General features: G+C 35.5%; 12 protein-coding genes. All 12 read right to left on the bottom strand.

The window, feature by feature from the left end:
• Position 1 precedes the first annotated feature (1 nt).
• Positions 2-3,562, bottom strand: a complete 3,561-nt coding sequence (gene smc, locus QM512_RS01990) for a chromosome segregation protein SMC (RefSeq protein WP_282805866.1) — start codon at positions 3,560-3,562, stop codon at positions 2-4.
• Positions 3,563-3,576: 14 nt separating this feature from the next.
• Positions 3,577-4,257 carry a ribonuclease III gene (gene rnc / locus QM512_RS01985; protein ID WP_282805865.1) on the bottom strand — a complete coding sequence of 227 codons (681 nt, stop codon included), beginning with the start codon at positions 4,255-4,257 and terminating at the stop codon, positions 3,577-3,579.
• Between the two features lie 107 nt (positions 4,258-4,364).
• Positions 4,365-6,125, bottom strand: coding sequence for an oligopeptide ABC transporter substrate-binding protein (locus QM512_RS01980; RefSeq protein ID WP_282805864.1), 1,761 nt, complete (start codon positions 6,123-6,125; stop codon positions 4,365-4,367).
• 125 nt (positions 6,126-6,250) lie between these two features.
• Entirely contained in the window at positions 6,251-8,005 is a 1,755-nt protein-coding gene (locus QM512_RS01975) for an oligopeptide ABC transporter substrate-binding protein (RefSeq protein WP_282805863.1), read from the bottom strand.
• 313 nt (positions 8,006-8,318) lie between these two features.
• Positions 8,319-9,233 (bottom strand): ABC transporter permease, encoded by a 915-nt coding sequence (locus QM512_RS01970; protein WP_282805862.1) that lies wholly within the window; start codon positions 9,231-9,233, stop codon positions 8,319-8,321.
• 16 nt (positions 9,234-9,249) lie between these two features.
• Positions 9,250-10,212: an oligopeptide ABC transporter permease gene (gene opp4B, locus QM512_RS01965; protein WP_282805861.1), complete on the bottom strand. Its 963-nt coding sequence runs from the start codon at positions 10,210-10,212 to the stop codon at positions 9,250-9,252.
• 2 nt (positions 10,213-10,214) lie between these two features.
• Positions 10,215-11,183: an ABC transporter ATP-binding protein gene (locus tag QM512_RS01960; RefSeq protein ID WP_282805860.1), complete on the bottom strand. Its 969-nt coding sequence runs from the start codon at positions 11,181-11,183 to the stop codon at positions 10,215-10,217.
• A gap of 6 nt (positions 11,184-11,189) precedes the next feature.
• Complete coding sequence (locus QM512_RS01955) at positions 11,190-12,200, bottom strand: ABC transporter ATP-binding protein (protein WP_282805859.1); 1,011 nt, start codon at positions 12,198-12,200, stop codon at positions 11,190-11,192.
• Between the two features lie 157 nt (positions 12,201-12,357).
• The gene (gene acpP / locus QM512_RS01950; protein ID WP_004895326.1) at positions 12,358-12,600 is read right to left on the bottom strand and encodes an acyl carrier protein; all 243 of its coding nucleotides are present in this window, start codon (positions 12,598-12,600) and stop codon (positions 12,358-12,360) included.
• A 55-nt stretch (positions 12,601-12,655) separates the two neighbouring features.
• Positions 12,656-13,657: a phosphate acyltransferase PlsX gene (plsX, locus tag QM512_RS01945; RefSeq protein ID WP_282805858.1), complete on the bottom strand. Its 1,002-nt coding sequence runs from the start codon at positions 13,655-13,657 to the stop codon at positions 12,656-12,658.
• Between the two features lie 17 nt (positions 13,658-13,674).
• A complete protein-coding gene (gene recG, locus QM512_RS01940) occupies positions 13,675-15,714 on the bottom strand; it encodes an ATP-dependent DNA helicase RecG (RefSeq protein ID WP_282805857.1) in 2,040 nt (679 codons plus the stop codon).
• 2 nt (positions 15,715-15,716) lie between these two features.
• Positions 15,717-17,381 carry a DAK2 domain-containing protein gene (locus tag QM512_RS01935; RefSeq protein ID WP_282805856.1) on the bottom strand — a complete coding sequence of 555 codons (1,665 nt, stop codon included), beginning with the start codon at positions 17,379-17,381 and terminating at the stop codon, positions 15,717-15,719.
• Positions 17,382-17,391 lie beyond the last annotated feature (10 nt).

The following is a 17,391-nucleotide window of genomic DNA, read 5'->3' as shown; positions in this document are numbered from 1 at the left end:
ACTAATTCACTTCTTTCTTAATTTCATTCAACGATACAGATAAAACTTTCGAAATTCCAGATTCTTGCATTACAATTCCATATAAATTATCTGCTTTTTGCATTGTTCCGCGACGGTGAGTAATAACAATAAATTGCGTTTTCATGTCATAGTGATTTAAAAATTGTGCAAAACGGTCAACATTAGTTTCATCTAAAGCGGCCTCTACCTCATCCAAAATACAAAACGGAACTGGATTAACTTGAAGCATTGCGAATAGCAAAGTAATTGCAGTTAACGCTCTTTCACCACCTGAGAGAAGAGTTAATTTTTGCGATTTCTTACCAGGCGGCTGAGCAATAATTTCAATTCCAGTTTCAAGCAAGTTCTTTGGATCGGTTAACTCTAATCTTGCATGTCCACCATCAAACATAATCGGAAAGATCTTAGCAAAGCTCTTTTCTATCTGATGGAAAGTTGCACTAAAACGACTCTTCACTTCATCATCAAGTTTAGACATTGATTCTTCAATATCTTTTCTAGCATTTAATAAGTCAGTCTGCTGTCCATTCAAGAAATCATAACGAGTTTTTACGTCTTCATATTCTTCAATAGAATTTAAGTTTACTTCTCCGATATCTGCAAGAGACATCTTATGTAAGTGAACTTCACGCTCTAACTTTTTGCGCAATTCAGTTGTATTTTGGCCTTTAGACAATTGCAAGGCTGCTTCAAAAGTTAATGAATATTCTTCACTCAAAGTACCAAGTTTTTGATTAATTTGAGATTTCAATTCTCCAAGTTTAGCAGAATATTCCTCTTGTTCAGCAGCTGTATTTTTGCGTAAATTATAGTTTCTAGTTGCTACCTGATCAAGATTATTTATTTGAGCATCAAATTTACCTAAATCCTTATTTATTTCGGCTAATGCATCTTGCATTTCCTTTTTCTGCTTACTTAACTCAGCAACTTGCTCTTCGATTTCAGATTCACTTTGTCCATTTTGAGATAAGGTAAGTGCCTTAATCTTTTCGTCAATATCCTTAAGTCTAGAATTTGTATTTGATAGCTGTTCTTCTAATTCAGCCTTTTTCGCGTTAATATTTTCAAGTTTATTTTTCACTACAGCCAAATCAGAATTCAAGTTACTTAATTCAGTTTGCAATTTTTGGTAAGCTTCATCAAAATCAGCTAAATCGGTCTTTAATTGATCCATTTTAGCTCTTTGTTCTTGAGCAAGCTTTTCTAGCTTATCTTTCTTAGATTGCTCTTTTTCAAGACGTCCAGTAAGTTCAGCCTCTTCCTGCTTCTTTTCTAACTGAGCTTTTTGCTGCAAATCATTTAACTGAGTCAAACGCTTTACTTCTTTTTCTTCGTTTTCATACTTGATAGCCTGTTCACTAATCTTTTGATTCAAAGAAGTTAATTCATTATTTTTAGTTTCTAAATCAGCTTGTAAGTCAGCTAATTTCTGATTTAACTCATTTAACGCAGTCTGCAGCTTATCAAATTCTTTTTTTCCAGTCTTGATTTGAGCAGTGAGTTTATCAATTTCGGCATTAGTTGCAAGTGGAGAATTATTTCTTGTATTTCTTGTTCCACCTGTCATACTTCCACCAGGGCTAATAATATCCCCGTCTAAGGTAACAATCCGGTAATAACGACCAATTCTGCGTTGTACTCGCAAAGCTGTATCAATCGTATCAACTACTAAAACATTTCCCAAAAGATACGAAATTGCGTTAGAAATGTCAACGTCAGTCTTGGCAGTTACTAAATCTGCTGCTACGCCTTTAAAGCCTTCAATACTTTGAAGTGACTTCAAGGTAGAACTAGCTATTTCATTATGACGTAATCCATCAAGCGGTAAAAAAGTAGCTCGACCTGTACGAGTTCGCTTTAATAAATTAATTGCATCCCTAGCACTATTTTGATCAATTGTTACTAAATCTTGTACTCCTCCGCCTAGAGCAGTCGACAAAGCAGCTTCTAATTCGGCTGGGAACGAAATTAACTCACCAATAACACCAACAATTCCATGAAAATCACTTTGATGGTTTAAAACGTACTTAACGCCATAGTAGTAACCTTCATGCCGATCTCTAATTCTCCTTAGACCTTCTACTTGAGCAGAAATTTGTTGTAAATTATTTCTGACTCTTAAGTAAGATTGCTCATTTTGATCCTTAAGATTACTTTCTTGAGCAATTTTTTGATCAAGACTTGAGATTTCTTCATTTAATTGTTTTCTCTTTAAAACAAGATCATGTCCTTGTTTTTTCAACTCAGCTAGAACTTGTTCTGCATCTGCTAACTGTCCTTCAACTTCTTGTTGTCGATTGTCACTTGATTTTTGACTTCGAGTTAGCTCGTTTTTTAAATAAACAATCTCATTATTATTGCTAGTTTGATCCTGCAAGGTTTGAATATAATCAGAGCGGACCTTTTCAAGTTGATTATTTAATTGTTCTGGACCTTGTTTTAATTCTTGCTTTAAATTCTTTTGCTTTTTCAAAAATTCTGCAAGAACTTTATTCTGACTAGTCAAATCTTTTTGATTAGTGTCAAGTTGATCTAATAATAGTTTTTGACGTTCTTTCAACTCATCAGCTTGAGTCTTATATTCTTTTTGCGTAGCAACATCATATTCTCGAGACTGCTGATGCATTTGAAGATCAGTAGTCAAGCCAGCAATCTTTTGCGTTAAAGATAGCAATTCTTGCTGTTTTTCGTCTTTTTCAGCATGACGCTCATTTGACTGCTTACGTTTTTCTTCTAAATCAGCTTGAGACTGCTTAACTTCATCATCCAGCTTATTAAGAATATCTTGATTAGCAGCTGCTTTTTTAGCGACAGCTTTTTTCTCTTCATTTAAGCTTTCAATTTCTAAACCTAAGAGTTGCTTAAGCTTATGATCAAGCTGATCTTTTTGAAATTTATATTCCTTCGCTAAAGAACTTTGCTCATGGAGAGGCTCAATTCTACCTTCCAATTCTTTAACTAGATCATTAATTCTAATTAAGTTCGCATTGGTCTTGTCTAACTGCTTTAAGGCTATTTCCTTTTGTTGCTTAAAATGAAGCACACCCGCAGCTTCTTCAAAAATTCCGCGTCGTTGCTGCGGTTTAGAATTAAGAATTTCATCAACTTTTCCCTGAGAAATAATGCCCAAGCTGTCTGATGACATCCCTGATTCTATAAAAAGTGTACGAACATCTTTTAATCTTACAGGATGGTGGTTTAAAAGATAGTCACTTTCGCCGTTACGCAAAATTTTTCTTGTTACGACAACTTCCTCATCATCAGAAGCTAGTTGGTGGTCACGATTATCAAAAACCAACTCAACTTCTGCATGATTCATCGGCGCACGCATTTGACTACCAGCGAAAATAACATCCTTCATATTTTCACCACGTAAGGACTTGGCAGAACCTTCACCCATTACCCAGCGAATTGCTTCAGTAATGTTACTTTTTCCACTACCATTTGGGCCAACGATTCCCGTAATACCATTATTAAATCTAATTGTCGTCTTATCAGCAAAAGACTTAAAACCATTTAAAACTAATTGTTGTAGTGGCACAGACTCACCTTTTCTTATTTATTTTTATCTAATGCTGCTTGAGCTGCTTGCTGCTCGGCAGCCTTTTTATTACGTCCTTGACCTTCAGAAACTTTTTGCCCGTTTACTAGCAACTGAACTTTAAAGGATGGCTTTGATTCATCCTCAGCTATTACTTGATATTCAATCTTAACTGGTCCATTTACTTGTAAACGCTCTTGAAGTTCAGTCTTATAGTCACGTGAAGCATTAAAGTCACCTTCAGCAATTAAAGGATAAACCGTTAAATGCAAGAAGTGCTGTACAGCTGGCATCCCTTGATCTAAGAAGAGAGCGCCGTTGAAGGCTTCAAATACATCTTCAAGAAGTGTTTTTCTTTTTCTAGCACCAGCTTTTTCTTCTCCCTTACCAAGATTAATTTCTGCTGGAAATCCGCATTCAATCGCAAACTCAGAAAATCCTTCTGTTCTAACAATATTTGAACGCATTCTCGTTAATTCACCTTCGTTTAATCTTGGAAAATGACGGTATAAATAATCTGAAACTGCTAATTCAAGAACAGCATCCCCCAAAAACTCTAGTTTTTCATAGTCTTTTCTTCCGGGATGTTCATTTGCGTAAGAAGAATGAGTAAATGCATCTTCAAGTAATTTTTCATTATTAAATTTTATTCCATATTTTTCTTTTAAATTCTTTTTAAAAGCTACTGAAACCATAGTTGCTTCCTTTCTTTAACCCTTTAATTATACCTATTTTCTGCCATTAAAAAAAGATAAAGAAAAAGTGCGACCTACTATGAAATCGCACTTTAAAAAGTTTTTATTTATTTTGCATAACCAACATAGTACCAGTTAGGGAATCCACCACCCATACTCTTAGATGGAGCTAACGAGTAACCAGTCAACTTATTGTTAATAGCATAAATATTGTAACTATTTGCAACTGGAACTACATAAGCTTCTTTGTCCATATATGCTTGCCATTGGTGGAACTTCTTAACTCTGTAGCTATTATTAAATGCCTTTTGGGAATCAATGTCATTTAACAAATCAGTGTTTTCTTTAGTTACAAATCTACTGTAGTTAAATGGAGCTTTAGCACCGTACAAATCTTGCGGTGAAGGTTCTGATGAAAGTGACCATGCTCCAATAAACATATCCACGTCTTTAGAATCATTTTGAACCTTATCGTAGAAGGAGTTCATTTCCATTAAACGACCGCTAGTTAATTTAACGTTTAAGCCCATCTTCTTCCACTGCTGGATATAGTTTTGAATGATTGGCTCTTGAACCTTGCTACCTGTCATAGCAGCCAAACGAATAGTTAAAGGTTTACCATTTGGTTGTACACGATAAGTACCCTTCTTCTTATAGCCAGCTTTATCAAGTAATTCATTACCCTTCTTAATGTTATAAGTGTAGCCTTTAACATTTTTATCGAAGTAATCTCCAAATTGCTTTGGAATCAAAGTTGGAATTCTAAATGACAGACCATATGAATATCTCTTATAAACTTGGTCAACATTCATACCATAAGCAATAGCTTGACGTAATGATTTATTGTTCATCTTAGCATCTTTATTCATTACGTTTTCGCCTTTTGCAGCATCCCATTTACCAACTTTAAAGCCCAAGTAACTATATGAAAGTGGAATGTTAGCAATAAAGTTAACTCCTTTAGTTCCCTTGATATTTGGCCACTGTGAGTTACTTACTTGAGTTACATCAAACTTATTGCTCTTAATTGATTGAGCAACTGAAGCAGGTGTAATTACAGAAGCAGTAATCTTATTTAAGTGTGGTTTACCCTTGTAGTAATACTTATTTGGAACCCATGAAACAGATTGTCCACGAACTACCTTGTTTACTTTGTAAGGACCATAGAATAATGGATTCTTACGGATCTTATTACTTGAGATAAGTTTATCAAACGGAACATCTTTTAAGTAATGGTAAGGAGCTGCTGCTTCCCAAATATAACCGTTACCACTTTGGTTCATACCGGGCTTCATTTCTTTAAAGTGAAGTACCACGGTACGTCCATTTTCACCATCTGGCATTTCAATACCAGAAATAGTATCAGATTTTCCATCATGATATTCTTGTAATCCTTCAAGTTCAGCTAAACTTGAAGTGTAGCGTTGAGAATGAGTTGCCTTATTAGCAATAATTTCATAGGCATATTCATAATCTTTAGCAACTAGTGGCTGACCATCTGACCATTTAACTTTAGGATTAATTGTAATAGTTGCAGTTTTTGCATTCTTATTAATTTTAATATCAGCAGCTCCGCCCTTAACATACTTATAAGTATCATTCGTAGCAAACAATGATTCATCACCATATTGCATAACTTCTGAGTCTGTATTATTAGTTGATAATTCATCGTTAAAAATACCAGTAAAAGGTGTATCAGTAACTACAGCAACACTAACGCTACCACCATCTTTAATGGTTTTCTTAGGAGTAGACTCCTTAAAGTTAGGATGACTATTGTTATTATTGCTATTATTACCACAAGCTGCTAGCGTTAAAGCTACGCCTGAAAGCAAAGTTAATGTGCTAATTAATTTGCCTTTCTTCATTAGATTTTCCTCCAATAACATTGGACAAGTTGATATATTTAATTTTAGCACTGAAAATAATTAAAACAAATCACGAAAAAGATCGCCAATAATTGACGATCTTTTCTGAAAAATTCATAAAATTATTATTTAGCAATTCCAACGTTGTACCAAAGGCTGTTTGCTGCTGAAGGCTTCAATGAGTAGCCAGTAATTTTACTGTTAACAGCATTCACATTGTAATTGTTAGATACAGGAACAACATAAGCTTCATCATTCATATACTTTTGCCATTCGTGGAATTTCTTGACACGATAGTTGGTATTAAATGCTTTCTCAGAATCCATTTCTTGAAGCAGCTTAGTATTCTTAGCAGTTACAAAACGACTGAAGTTGTAAGGAGCCTTTACACTGTACAAGTCATTTGGTGATGGTTCTGATGATAATGTCCATGCACCCATGAACATATCAACATCTTTAGAGTCGTTTTGAACCTTGTCGTAGAAGGAGTTCATTTCCATCAAACGGCCACCAGTTAACTTAACATTCAAACCTAACTTCTTCCATTGTTGAATGTAGTTTTGAATGATTGGTTCTTGAGTAGAGTTACCAGTCATCGCAGCTAAACGAATAGTTAAAGGCTTACCATTTGGTTGTACACGGTACTTACCCTTCTTCTTGTATCCCGCCTTGTCAAGAATTTCATTACCCTTCTTGATATTGTAGTCATAGCCTTTAACATTCTTGTCGTAATATTTACCAAATTGTTCTGGAATTAAAGTTGGAATATGGAAAGTTAAACCGTTAGTGTAACGCTTAGTTACAGCGGAGATATTCATACCATATGCAATAGCTTGACGTAATGCCTTGTTATTCATCTTGGCATCCTTGTTCATTACATTTTCGCCCTTTGCAGCATCCCACTTACCTACTTTAAAGCCTAAGTAGCTGTAAGACAATGGAATATTTGCGATCCAGTTAACATTGTCAGTATTAGCAACATTCTTCCATTGAGAGTTAACAACACCAGCAATATCATACTTGTGACTCTTAATAGCTTGAGAAGCAGAGTTAGGATTCAAAACTTGAATAGTAACTTTATCTAACTTGGGAGTACCTCTCCAGTAATACTTGTTAGGTACAAAGGTTACGGCTTGACCACGAACCACTTTACTCATCTTGTAAGGACCAAAGAATAACGGATTCTTTCTTACTTGGTCAGAGGATTGTAACTTATTAAATGGAACATCCTTTAAGTAGTGGTATGGAGCTGCAGTTTCCCAGAAGTAACCATTACCACTAAATTTCATACCAGGTTTCATTTCTTTAAAGTGAAGTACTACAGTTCTACCATTTTCACCATCTGGCATTTCAATACCTGAAATGGTATTAGATTTTCCATCATGATATTCACTTAAGCCAACGATATTTTGAAGTGATTCAGTATAACGAGAAGATTTCGTAGCTTTATTAGCAATAATTTCGTAAGAATATTCAATATCCTTAGCAGTTACTTGCTTACCATCAGACCACTTAACGCCTTTTTTAACAGTAATAGTAGCTGTTTTATTTTTATTATCTAATTTTAAGGTTGCAGGACCCTTGTCATTAATTTGATAAGTATCATCAGTATCAAATAATGCTTCGTTACCTGGAGCCATTGCATCGGAGTCATTTTGAGTATCTGAAAGTTCGTTTAAAAATACACCAGTAATTGGAGTATCAGTTTCAAGAGCTACACTAACGGTACCGCCCTTTTTAACAGCTTTCTTAGGAGTAGCTTCTTTAAAGCTTTTAGTTGGGTTATCTACTTTTGAATTTGAATTGTTACCACATGCTGCTAATGTTAAAGCAACACCAGAAAGTAAAGTTAAACTTCCAAATAGTTTGGCTTTCTTCATAGTTATATTCCTCCATCTATTTGGGACAAGTTGATGATTTAATAGTATCATCATCAAACTCATAATACAACGCTTTTGCTCAATTAATTTTAATATTCTTTCATATTAATTTATTATATAGAGCTATAGAAGTTGAATTACAGCCTACATTAGAGCTTTTTAATTGCCATAAAAAACTTATTTCAGTAGAGCAAAAATTAAATTTATTCCCATTATTAAACAAATAAAATTAATATATCAGCTGTATTTTGGGCAATATATACAAAAAAGCAACTCAATTATGAGTTGCTTTTTAATATTTATACAATTAAATTTAATTTTCACGTTGACGAGCGTCTCCAGCTCTTTGAAGAGCACGACCAACATAGTTAATACTTAATGAGATGATTAATAATAAAATTGTTGCTGGTAACCACAACCATGGACGAGTAGTAACGTTAACTGGGTCATTAGCAAATCCAATTAAAGTACCAAGAGATGGTGTAGTTGTTGGTAATCCATATCCCAAGAAGGATAAGGTAGTTTCAATACCAATGTTTCCGGCAATCATCAATACTACATCAATAACCAAAGCAGAAGTAATGTTAGGTAAAACTTCACGGAAGATAATCGTTAAATTAGACGAACCCGAAGTCTTTGATGCCAAAACATATTCACGCTCTCTCTGCGACAGAACAAAGGCACGGAAGTATCTGGCAGTTGTTGTCCATCCAAACATTGAAATTAATAATACCAAAGTTCCAGCATTGTAGTTAGGAATAACAGTAGTTAAAACAATGATAATTGGGAATTGCGGTAAAATTTGGATGAAGTCCACTATACGCATGATAATTGCGTCTGTAACTCCGCCAAAATATCCAGAGAATAATCCAACTAAAAGTCCAACACCTTCACAAAGAACAGTAACAGATAGACCAATTAGAATAGAGTTACGGCCACCCATCATTAACAACTTCAGAATATCACGACCACCGTCGTCAGTACCAAAGACGTGACCAGATTCACCCCAAGCATAATAAGCTTCAGCAATGTTAATTTCTGTTACTTGACTCTTATTTAAGAATAAGGAGCCAACAAATGTGAATAACAAGATAGCAACAATAATACAGAACGAAACAAATGCTACCTTATCACGCCAAACCTCACGTACGATAATCTTAAATCCAGATGGTGGTAGAGAGGTTTTAGCATTTTGATCTTTTTTTGATGTATTTTTATCTTTAGCCATAATTTTCTACTCCTCCCTACTTAATCCGAATTCTTGGGTCAATAATACTCATGATAATATCAGACAACAAGTTACCAATTAAAGTTAATACACCAAATAACAAAATCAAGGCAGTTAAAGTAGTGTAATCACGTTGACCAATAGAATCAAGGAATAATTTACCCATACCAGGATAACTGAAGACTGATTCAATAACCATTGAACCTGAAAGTAAACCAGTAATAGTATTACCGAAGAATGCTGCAATTGGTAAAAGTGAGTTTCTCAAAATATGTTTATGGAAAACAACATTTTCGGGAACACCTTTACTACGTGCAGTTCTTACATAATCTTCAACCTTATTATCAACAATACCAGTTCTTAAGTATTGAACAATTGCAGTAGTAGAAATTAAAGCACAAAGAATTGACGGCAATATTAAGTGATAGAATCTACTCCAGAAGTAAGCAAAAGTGCCTGGGTTAACATCTGCACTTACTGAACCAGAGATTGGAAACCAACCTAGAGTGAATCCAAATAGCCAAATACCTAAAATATAGAAAACAAATGGAGGTACAGCATAAGTAATATAGTTAAATATTTGTACTCCGTGATCTTGCCATTCATCTTGGTGACGACCTGCTGTTACACCTAATGGAATTGCAATTAAGTAAGTTAAAACAACAGTCATCAAAGACAACCAGAAAGTGTTAACCGCACGATCCCAGATCAAAGAAGTTACTGGAACCTTTTGAATATATGATTGGCCTAAATCACCATGGAACATGTTTCCAAGCCAGCGAGTATATTGAACCCATACTGGATCATTTAATCCATATTCTTGTCTTAATCTTGCAATTTCCTTAGGGTCTGAATTCGGATTGATCATTCCAGTAAATGGGTCACCAGGCATCATTTTAGCCAAAATAAAGACTAGTAAACTCAAGATAAGTAACTGGGGGATCATAATCAGGATTCGACGTAAAACCGTTTTCCACATACCTATTCTCCCTCCTTCAATTCTTGCTGAATCATATCTTTAGGCAATGCAACGAAATGACGATCGCCAACTTTTTGTAGTGGCAATACACGACCATCTTTTTCGTACCACTTGTCTTGATCTTGCAAGAATTCTTTTTCTACACGTTGACGCTCTTCCTTATGTTGTTCTCTATTTTCAACATCAACAACCGGAATTGCAGAAAGTAGACGCTTAGTATAAATATGCATTGGATTCTTATAAATTTGATCACGTTTACCAATTTCTACAAAACGTCCACGGTGCATAATCGCAATGTCTTCTGACATGTGCTTTACAACACCTAAATCGTGTGAAATAAAGAGGTAGGCAATGTTATATTCTTGCTGAATATGTTTCATAAAGTTCAAAACTTGAGCTTGAACTGATAAGTCTAAAGCTGATGTTGGTTCGTCAGCTACAATTAATTTTGGATGGGTAGCAACCGCACGAGCCACACCAATTCTTTGACGTTGACCACCAGAGAACTCGTGTGGATACTTGTAAATCGCATCACTAGGCATTCCAACAATATCTAAGAGTTCTTGAACTCTTTTTCTTTCCTCATCGGTAGTTAAATTTTCAAAGTTTCTAATTGGTTCAGCGATGATATCTTCAATACGTTTTCTAGGGTTCAAACTAGACATTGAATCCTGGAAAATCATCTGAACATCTTTATTGTAGTTAAGCTTTTTACGGTTAGATGCCTTAGTTACGTCAACGCCTTTGTACAAAATTTGTCCACTAGTTACTTTTTCAACACCAACAATTGCTTTACCAGTAGTTGACTTACCTGAACCTGATTCACCAATTAAACCGTAGGTTTCTCCTTCTTTGATAGAAAGATTAATTCCATCAACGGCCTTAACATATCCAGTAACTCTATTCCAGAAGCCAGAACGAATTGGATAGTGAACTTTTAAATTTTTTATTTCGATTATTTCATCGGCCATAATTTCCTATCCTTTCTTTTCTTCATCTTGGAAATGGAAGCTTTGCCAGCAAGTACATCTTACAAAGTGCCCAGGTTCAACTTCATGAATCTTAGGATTTTCTTCATGAGCACTTGCAGGAATCCAAGGAATTCTTGCAGCAAATCTATCACCAGTTCTTGGCATGTTAATTAGCGAAGGAACTGTTCCATGAATTACGTGAAGATCTTGGCTTTCATCATCTGTTTGTGGCATTGAATGAAGAAGTGAACGCGTATATGGATGAAGTGGATTTTCAAAAATTGTCTTAACGTCTGCTTTTTCAACAATTTGTCCAGCATACATAACTGCTACTTGATCAGCTGTTTCAGCAACCACACCTAAGTCGTGAGTAATCAAGACAATTCCTGAATGAGATTCTTTTTGAATTTCTTTAAGTAAATCTAAGATTTGCGCTTGAATCGTAACGTCCAAAGCCGTAGTAGGTTCATCAGCAATAATAATTTCTGGTTTACATGCAATTGCAATCGCAATTACTACACGTTGACGCAAACCGCCAGATAATTCATGTGGGTACATCTCATACATTTCTTCTGGACGAGGCATACCAACTTGGTTAAAGAGTTCAATTACTCGCGCATGGCGTGCCTTTTCATCCATATCTGTATGGTAGTAAAGTGTCTCAGCAACTTGATCTCCAACCTTCATCAATGGATTAAGAGATGCCAATGGATCTTGGAAAATCATTCCAATATTGTTTCCACGAATTTTGTTAAACAATGATTCATTCAAGTTAACTAAGTTTAATTCATTGTATAAGATATCTCCGGTTACTCTAGTATTCTTGTGGTCATATAAACCAATAATGCTTGAAGCAATTGTACTTTTACCACAACCAGATTCACCAACAACTGCCAAAATCTCATTTCGTTTCAAGGTTAAGTTAATGTCATCAGCGGCATCATAAAACTTACCGTGCAAACGATATGCGGTGTGCAAGTGTTCGATATCTAATAAAAGATCACTTTGCTTTTCCAAAGGCCATTCTCCTCTCAAACCTTACGACATTATTAAAAGTCAATTAGATTTTCAATTTAATGTCATTATTATAAACAAAAGATACTGCTATTTCAATAACTTTTATAAAAGTAAATGAAAAATGACAGTATCTTCTGAAATTTCAATGATTAAAATTTTAATTTTGGTGACTCTTAATGTACTCTACTGCTTCACCAACAGTTTGTAATTTTTCTGCGTCATCATCTGGAATTTCTGCTCCAAATGTATCCTCAAGATCCATTACTAACTCAACGAAATCAATTGAATCTGCATCTAAATCATTCTGAAAATTTAAATCTTTAGTAATCTTATCACGATCAATGCTAAAGCGTTCTGAAATCATATCAGCAATTTTATTAAAAATTTCCTCTTCGGTCATTTCTTTAACCTCCAAAAAAGTTTAGTTTAATTTTAAGGCATTTTTATATTAAAGTCTAGCGAGATTCACTGAAGTATTTTTTATATTCTCCCACCAAATCTTGGCTTAACATTTTATCAATTTGCAACAAAGTATAGTAAATTGGGCGAATATTAGACCTACCATGAGTTTTAACTACCGGAGCATTAACACCTAATAAAACAGCTCCGCCATATCTTGCCGTATCAAATCTCTTTTTTAAGGCAGTAAGACCAGGTTTTGCTAGTAAAGCACCAACTTTAGGACGTAAGCCATTATTTAAGAGCGAATCTTTAAGCAGGCGTAAAATTACGCTAGCTGTTCCCTCAATCGCCTTAAGCGTAGCATTTCCAGTAAAGCCATCAGTCACAATCACATCTGCTTTACCTTCCATCAAATCATTTCCTTCAACATTGCCGATAAAGTTAAGCTTAGTTTCTTTTAAGAGTTTATAAGCTTCTTGGTGGAGTGGATCTCCTTTATCATCTTCTGCCCCATTATTTAGTAGAGCAACCGTAGGATTTTTAATATTTCTAACTTTTTGAGCATAGAAATTAGCCATTTGAGCCCACTGAACCAAATATTCTGGTTTACTCTGAGCATTTGCGCCAACATCAATAATATTAAACCCTTGCTCACTCTTAGCACTAGGAAGAGTTGGCATTAAGGCTGGACGCTCAACCCCTTTAATACGGCCAATAATAAAAATTCCGGCAGCTAACAATGCCCCAGTATTTCCTAATGAAAATAATGCGTCTGCTTTGCCTGCCTTAACAAAATTTGCCGCAACGACCATTGAAGAATCTTTCTTACGTCTAATCGCTCTAACTGGCTCGTCGCTATCAACAATAACTTCACTAGTTGCAACAACTTCAATTCGTTCTTTTTGATCATCAGGGATTAATTGCTTAATTTTTTCTTCATCCCCAAATAAAACAAATTTTGTCTCTTTTAGCTTAGGCTTTGCTTTTAAAACGGCATCTACAATAGCCTTAGGGGCATTTTCTCCGCCCATCGCATCAATTGCAATTGTTTTCATATTTACTCCGTTTACTTCTAGTTATTATTCAAATCTTTCTTATATTTTAGCACTTCTTGTAAAAATTTATTTTCTGAACTATCTAAGTTTGGATCAGCTTTAATTAGCGTACGCGCCTCTTTTTGGGCTGTAACCAAGGTATTGTAATCATTTACTACATCCCCCACCTGAAACTGTGGCAAACCCGACTGAGCCTTACCAAAAACGTCCCCTTCACCGCGCAATTTTAAATCTTCTTCGGCTAACTTAAAGCCATTGCTAGTAGACGTAATAATGTTCATTCTTTTTTTACCGATTTCTGTCTTTGGATCACTCACAAATACACAGAAACTTTGCGTTTGACCACGACCAATTCGTCCGCGTAGTTGATGCAGTTGGCTTAATCCAAAGCGATCGGCATTAAAAATCACCATCATGTTGGCATTTGGAACATCGACTCCAACTTCAATTACACTAGTAGTAACTAAAACATCGATCTTTCCAGCCGCAAAGCTATCCATAATTTCATTTTTTTGATCGCCCTTCATTTGTCCATGAAGTAAAACTACATTTTCATCTTTAAAATATTGTGCCAGTCTCTCTTGCAGATCTTCTGCATTTTTCAGATCGCTTTTTTCAGACTCACTAATTAAAGGGGTCACAACATAAATTTGAAATCCTTTATCAAGCTGAGAACGCATCAATTCAAGCACTTCTTTTAACTTGCTAGATGTCGCCCATGAAGAAACTATAGGCTTACGCCCTTTAGGTAGATGACGAATCTCTGAAACTGCCATATCGCCATAGACAGTTAAAGCCAATGTACGCGGAATTGGTGTTGCTGTCATTGCCAAAACATCTGGTGCATCACCCTTTTTAATTAAGGTGTTTCTTTGATTAACACCAAAACGGTGCTGCTCATCAATTATTACCAAACCAAGTTTCTTAAAATTAACGTCTTTTTGAATCAAAGCATGTGTACCAATTACTACATTGATTGTTCCATCAGCTAATTCACGATAAATCTCTTTCTTTTCTAAGTCCTTGGTATCCCCCGTCAATAAGGCTACTCTAACTCCAAGAGGTCGCAGTAATTCATCTACCTTATCAAAATGCTGCTGAGCTAAGATTTCTGTTGGAACCATTAAAGCAGCTTGATAGCCAGCAGTAATAGCTGCGTAAATTGCAAAAACTGCTACAACTGTTTTACCGCTGCCCACATCTCCTTGAAGCAATCTTCTCATTTGTCGTGGCGAGTGCAGATCAGCAAATATTTCATTAACAACCTTTTTTTGATCATCAGATAATTCAAACGGAATGGCTTGAATTAATTCTTTTACAGCAGTTAGATCATATTTCTTTTCTACACCAGGAACATCCTCATCTCTTTGAGAAAGTAATTGGGCAAGTTGGACTTGAAATAGAAAAAATTCTCTAAAAATTGCACTTCTACGGGCTATTTTTGCTTCTGTACCATTTTTAGGATGGTGCATCTTCTCAATTAAAACTTGATCAGAAAGCAGACGATATTTTTCTCTTAAAGCAGCTGGAACGACTTCTCCAACTTCAGGTAAAGCTTCCTCTAAAGCAAGATCAATTAATTTTTGAAGTTTATTTTGCTTTAGATGCCTATTAACAGAATAGATCGGTGCAAAACCTGAATCTTGCTTTTCAGCTACTAGCTTAAATCCACTTAATGACTGTCTGGCTACCTGATACTTACCATAAACTGCAATTTCCTTGCCTGATTCAACTTTATCCTTTAACCAGGGCTGATTAAAAAAATTGACCATGATTACGTCATGATCAATTTTCATTTTAAAGCTGAGCCTTGTTTTTCGATAACCAAATCGGCTAACAAATGGATCTGTTACCACTATTCCCTTTAATAAGACTTTTTGCCCGTCATCAATTTGATCAAGAGGGATTGTCTCTAAATCATCATATCTAAAAGGAAAATAAAATAGTAAATCATAAATTGTATTAATGCCAAGACTAGCTAAAGCTGCAGCAGTTTTTCCTCCTACTCCCTTTAGCTCAGTTACTGGTTCAAATAACTTACTCTGCTTATTATTCATATTTATTCCACAGATACCAAGAAGTAGTAAACTGGTTGGCCACCATCATGAATTTCAAATTCCAAATCATCATGATCAGCCTCAAGCTTTTTAACTACTGCATCGGCTTCTTCTCTGGTAGCGTCACTACCGTACATAATAGTGATAATCTCACTATCTTCGTCTAACATCTTTTCAATCATAGACACAGTGGTATCAACTAAGTCAGGATTATCAACCTTAATTGTGCCATCAACGATTCCAAGATAATCATCCTTCTTAACTTGAATATCATCAATCTTGGTATCACGAATAGCCTTAGTCACTTCACCAGATTTAACAGTATCTAAGTCTTCAGACATTGCTTCAACGTTTTCTTCTACTGAAGCATCTGGATCAAAGGACAACATCGCAGTCAATCCTTGAGAAATTGTCTTAGTTGGAACAATTCCAACTGGAATATCACTAACTTCAGCAGCCTGCTTAGCAGCCATAATAATATTACCGTTATTTGGCAAAATAATAGCTTTCTTAGCGCCTGACTTAGTGATTGCGTCCATAATATCCTTCGTAGATGGATTCATAGTTTGTCCACCAGAAATAATTCTATTTACGCCCTCACTCTTAAACAATTCACGGATTCCGTGGCCAGAAGCAACTGCAATAACTGCAAAATCAACACTTTCTTCTTGCTCTTCGTTATTTTCTAAGATAGTTTCGTGTTGAATACGCATATTATCGATCTTAATCTTACCAAGTTGACCAAATTTCTTACCATAAGTAAAAACGTCTCCTGGATGTTCAGTGTGGACGTGGACTTTAGCAACTTCACCATCTGAAACAGCTAAGAGTGAATCACCTAAATTAGAAAGATGTTCTCTAAATTGATCAAGGTCAAATTCTTCTTTATTTGGAACATCAGCAGTCAAGTCAACCATAATTTCAGTACAGTAACCGTTCTTGATGTCACTAGTAGAAAGTTGAACTTGTGCAGATTCAGCTTGATGGTGAGCTGCATTGATTAATTCATCCATTTCACCTTCATCAAGTTGATAATCGTCATCATCTTTTTCACCAAGAACTCCTTCTAAGAAACCTTGATAAATAAATACCAATCCTTGACCACCTGAATCAACTACACCAACTTGCTTTAAAACTGGCAATAAATCTGGCGTAGTCTTCAATGCTTTCTTAGCACCATCAACTACTGCTCTCATTACTTCACTAACATCATCAGTTTCGTTAGCTTTATTTTTACCTTCTTCTGCAGCAACACGAGCAACAGTTAAGATAGTTCCTTCAACTGGCTTCATAACTGCCTTATAAGCAGTTGCTACACCATTTGCAAAGGCATCAGCTAGATCTTGAGCACTAAGAGTATCTTTACCTTCAGTAGCCTTATAAAAGCCTCTAAAGAGTTGAGAAGTAATAACACCACTGTTACCACGAGCACCCATTAGCATTCCTTTTGAAAGACTTTCTGTTAAGTCACCAACAGATTCGCTAAGGTTTTCATTAACGGCTTTTGCACCGCTTTCGATGGTCAAATTCATATTAGTTCCCGTATCGCCATCAGGTACTGGGAAAACATTTAGTTTATTTACAAATTCAGCGTTCTTGCTCATGCGATGAGTTGCTGCACGAACCATATCTCTGAATTGATCACTATTAATTTCAGTTAAAACCACAGTTAACTCC

The sequence above is a fragment of the Lactobacillus isalae genome, from assembly GCF_947539375.1.
Classification (GTDB): domain Bacteria; phylum Bacillota; class Bacilli; order Lactobacillales; family Lactobacillaceae; genus Lactobacillus; species Lactobacillus isalae.
Note: the sequence above shows the minus strand (reverse complement) of the source record. Positions and strands in the feature narration are given on the sequence as shown.

Coding starts and splice junctions, on each gene's coding strand:
- recG (WP_282805857.1), bottom strand. CDS start 15,714: ATGAATAATAAGCAGAGTAAGTTATTTGAACCAGTAACTGAGCTAAAG.
- rnc (WP_282805865.1), bottom strand. CDS start 4,257: ATGGTTTCAGTAGCTTTTAAAAAGAATTTAAAAGAAAAATATGGAATA.
- acpP (WP_004895326.1), bottom strand. CDS start 12,600: ATGACCGAAGAGGAAATTTTTAATAAAATTGCTGATATGATTTCAGAA.
- opp4B (WP_282805861.1), bottom strand. CDS start 10,212: ATGTGGAAAACGGTTTTACGTCGAATCCTGATTATGATCCCCCAGTTA.
- QM512_RS01960 (WP_282805860.1), bottom strand. CDS start 11,183: ATGGCCGATGAAATAATCGAAATAAAAAATTTAAAAGTTCACTATCCA.
- plsX (WP_282805858.1), bottom strand. CDS start 13,657: ATGAAAACAATTGCAATTGATGCGATGGGCGGAGAAAATGCCCCTAAG.
- QM512_RS01980 (WP_282805864.1), bottom strand. CDS start 6,125: ATGAAGAAAGGCAAATTAATTAGCACATTAACTTTGCTTTCAGGCGTA.
- QM512_RS01970 (WP_282805862.1), bottom strand. CDS start 9,233: ATGGCTAAAGATAAAAATACATCAAAAAAAGATCAAAATGCTAAAACC.
- QM512_RS01975 (WP_282805863.1), bottom strand. CDS start 8,005: ATGAAGAAAGCCAAACTATTTGGAAGTTTAACTTTACTTTCTGGTGTT.